Annotated in this window: 3 protein-coding genes; all 3 read right to left on the bottom strand. The window is 66.5% G+C overall.

What is annotated here, in order from left to right; translation table 11 throughout:
• The coding region (locus tag PHX69_RS15935; protein ID WP_288045103.1) for an Ig-like domain-containing domain at positions 1–1,134 on the bottom strand (1,134 nt) is incomplete at its 3' end.
• A gap of 76 nt (positions 1,135–1,210) precedes the next feature.
• A complete protein-coding gene (locus PHX69_RS15930; RefSeq protein ID WP_288045101.1) occupies positions 1,211–2,197 on the bottom strand; it encodes a Bug family tripartite tricarboxylate transporter substrate binding protein in 987 nt (328 codons plus the stop codon).
• A 93-nt stretch (positions 2,198–2,290) separates the two neighbouring features.
• Positions 2,291–2,968: HDOD domain-containing protein (locus tag PHX69_RS15925; RefSeq protein ID WP_288045098.1), on the bottom strand; the 678-nt coding region annotated here is incomplete at its 5' end.

Raw genomic sequence — 2,968 nt, 5'->3', positions numbered from 1 at the left:
GGCAAAGCGCTCCACGATGCCGAACGGCGCGGCGGCAAACTTGGCCAGCGGCGGCATGCTGCCCGTGGCCACCTTCAGCGGAAAGCTGGCGGCATTGGCCAGGGTGCGCCCTGCGGCGTCCTGAAAACCTTTGGGCAGCTCCAGCGTGAAGGCGGTGTTCTCGGCCAGCGGGGCGGCAAAAGTGATGCGATCAACCAGGGTATCGGGGGCGACTTTTTCGCCATCACCACTGCCATCGGCATCGCCCAGCCGGGGTTGGATGGTTTCGTTTTTCGACTTCAACCGGATGGCTGCCGCCAGCTTGGCAGGCACCAGCGCACTGAAGGCCAGCGCCATGGGCCGGATCGGCAGGCAGGCGGCCTGGGCGTTCTCGCGCTCGCAGCGCCATTGCGCGGTGAACGGAGCGCGCACCGTGTAGGCAAAGCGTTTTTCCACGCGGTTAAGCACCCCGCTGGGTGTGGCCACGCCCGCGCCCCAGACCAGCTGCACTTTGGCTGAAGGCGTCAGGCGCCGGTTGCACGCCAGCGTGACCCAGGCCAGCGGGTCTTTGGCCGCGCGCTGTTGCAGGCGCTGGGTTTGCAACAGCTCGGTGCGCTCTTTGCCTTCGATCAGGCGCACGGGAATGCGCTCGCCCATGCCCTCGGCAGCACACCAGGCGTTCTGCTGCACGCTGGCGGGGCTGGCTGCGCCGTTGAGTTGCAGCACAAAAAACTGTTCTTCATCGATCTCTTCCCAGGTGTCGGGGCGCACGTCTTGCACTACCGGGCCGCCACTATTGAATTGATAGCTGGTAGCGCCCGTCAGTGCTGCCCCAGAGGCCGATTTGAATCCTGTTTTTGCCTGCACCGTGCAGGCCACGCCGGGTGGCAGGTCGCGGGCAAAGTCAAACACCCACTCGCGCTCGCTGGTCCAGCGGCCTGTGCCCGCACTGGCCTGGGCATCGCTGCAACGCACTTCCAGCGGCGCCGGGGCCTTGGGGTCGCCAAAGCGCACCGCTGCGCCATCGAACTGGGCCCGCACCTGGCGTACCGGGGCCACATCGCCCTGGGGTGAAAAGCGGGTGATCTGCAAGGCCTGGGCGCCACTGGTGGCCAGCAGCAGGCTGGCGGCAAGCAAGGTGGAGAGAGGATTCACGCAGTGGCTCCAAAGAGGTGAGAGAACAAAACGGCCTGCACACAGGCAGGCCGTTGCAAGGGCAGGCTAACGCGCTTTACTGCGGCTGAAAACCGCTGTCCTGGATGATCTTGCGCCAGACCTGGGTGTAGGCGCGCTCGCGCTGGGCCAGTTGCTGCGGGGTCATGTAACCCACCGTCAGGCCCAGTGCGGTGAGCTGGTCGCGCACCTCGGGCAGGGCCAGCACCTGGGCCACGGCAGCAGACAGGCGCTTGACCTCGCGCTCTGGCGTGCCCTTGGGGGCGTAAATGCCGTAGTACGGCAGGTCGTCAAAGCCCTTGAGGCCCAGTTCATCGAAGGTGGGCACATCAGGCAAGGCGGCCTGGCGCTTGCCGCCCAGCACGCCCACCACGCGGATCTTGCCCGCCTTGTGGTTCTCGATGAAGTCTTGCACCGAGCCCACGCCCGCAGCAATCTGGTTGCCCAGCATGTCGGCCAGCATGGGCGCGCTGCCACGGTAAGGGGCGGCCACCAGATCAAGCTGGTACTTCTGGCCGATCAGCTTGACCAGAAATTCGGGGGTGGATGCGGGCGCCGGAATGCCCACCGCGCCCTTGCCCCCCTGGGCCTTGACCCACTCCACATAGTCGCCAAAGCCCTGCGCTGGCGTGCCACCCGAGACGGCCAGGGCGTTGACAAAAGTGGCAATACCAGCCACCGGCACAAAGTCACGCACCGGGTCGTAACCGGGGTTCTTGACCACCAGCGGCAAGATGGAGATGGTGTGGTCGTGCGACAAAAACAGCGTGGTGCCATCGGCAGGGGCCGCTTTGAGCACTTGCGCCGCAATCTGCCCACCAGCGCCAGGGCGGTTGTCCACCACCACGCTGGTGGCCAGGGGTTCTTTGAGCTTGTCGGCCAGCAGCCGGGCAATGGCGTCCGAGCCACCGCCGGGCGGAAAACCCACCAGGATATGCACCGGCTTGGGCGGCTGCGCCAGTGCCCAGCCCGTGGCGCACACGGTGGCCAGGGCGCAGGCGGCGCGCACAGCGCGGTTCAGAAAATGGCGGCGGAGAGCGAACATGGCGTGGTTCCGAAAAAAGAAAAAACAGGTCTCAACGTCTGCGTGCGCAGGCATGGCAGCCGTGGGCGGTGCGCATGGTGCATGGCAGCACGCTTACACCAGCACCTGGCTTTTGCCCAGCATTTGCTGCACGGCCTCTTCCAGGGGCGGAGAGCGCAGGAGCTCGGGCAACGCAGCCAGCGCAGGGTGCGTGAGGTAAGAGCGCAGATGAAAGGCGTCGGGGCCAACGTGCCCCCACAAGTCCACATCACCCAGCGACGACAACTGGCCCAGCGCCAGCCGCTCGCCCAGGCCCACGCACAAATAGGCCAGTGCCAGCTGCGGCACCTGCTGCGCGTCGGCGGCGCTGGCGGGCGTGACCAGCACGCGGCTGGTGGCGGCCACATCGCCCACCAGCTCTTGCGGCAGCTCCCAGGTGCGCAAGACCAGGGTGCCGATCTCGCCAGCGCTCAGGCCAATCACCTCTTGCTCCAGCTTGGCGCGGTGCAGCCGGTCCAGCACCAGCCATTCTTCGACGGTGTTGTGCGGCAGCAGCGAGGCAGCAGCCAGGTGGCCCACAAACACCATCACCACCTTGGTGGCCAGCGCACCGTGGTCGGGCAGGCCCAGCGCCTGGGCCAGGCGCAGGCACAGCTCGCTGGCAATGGCACTGGAGCGCCAGATGGTGTCAAACGAGCGCTGGGCGGCGCGCAGCTCGGGCTTGAAGGCCTGGGCCAGCATGTACTGCACGCAAATGTTGCGCACGGTGTCCATGCCCAGGAACGTGATGGC

This window comes from Simplicispira sp., from assembly GCF_028687295.1.
In the GTDB taxonomy this organism is placed as follows: Bacteria; Pseudomonadota; Gammaproteobacteria; order Burkholderiales; family Burkholderiaceae_C; genus Simplicispira; species Simplicispira metamorpha.
Note: the sequence above shows the minus strand (reverse complement) of the source record. Positions and strands in the feature narration are given on the sequence as shown.

What these genes read in the sequence shown, in the direction of transcription:
- PHX69_RS15930 (WP_288045101.1), bottom strand. Translation starts at nt 2,197, where the DNA reads ATGTTCGCTCTCCGCCGCCATTTTCTGAACCGCGCTGTGCGCGCCGCC.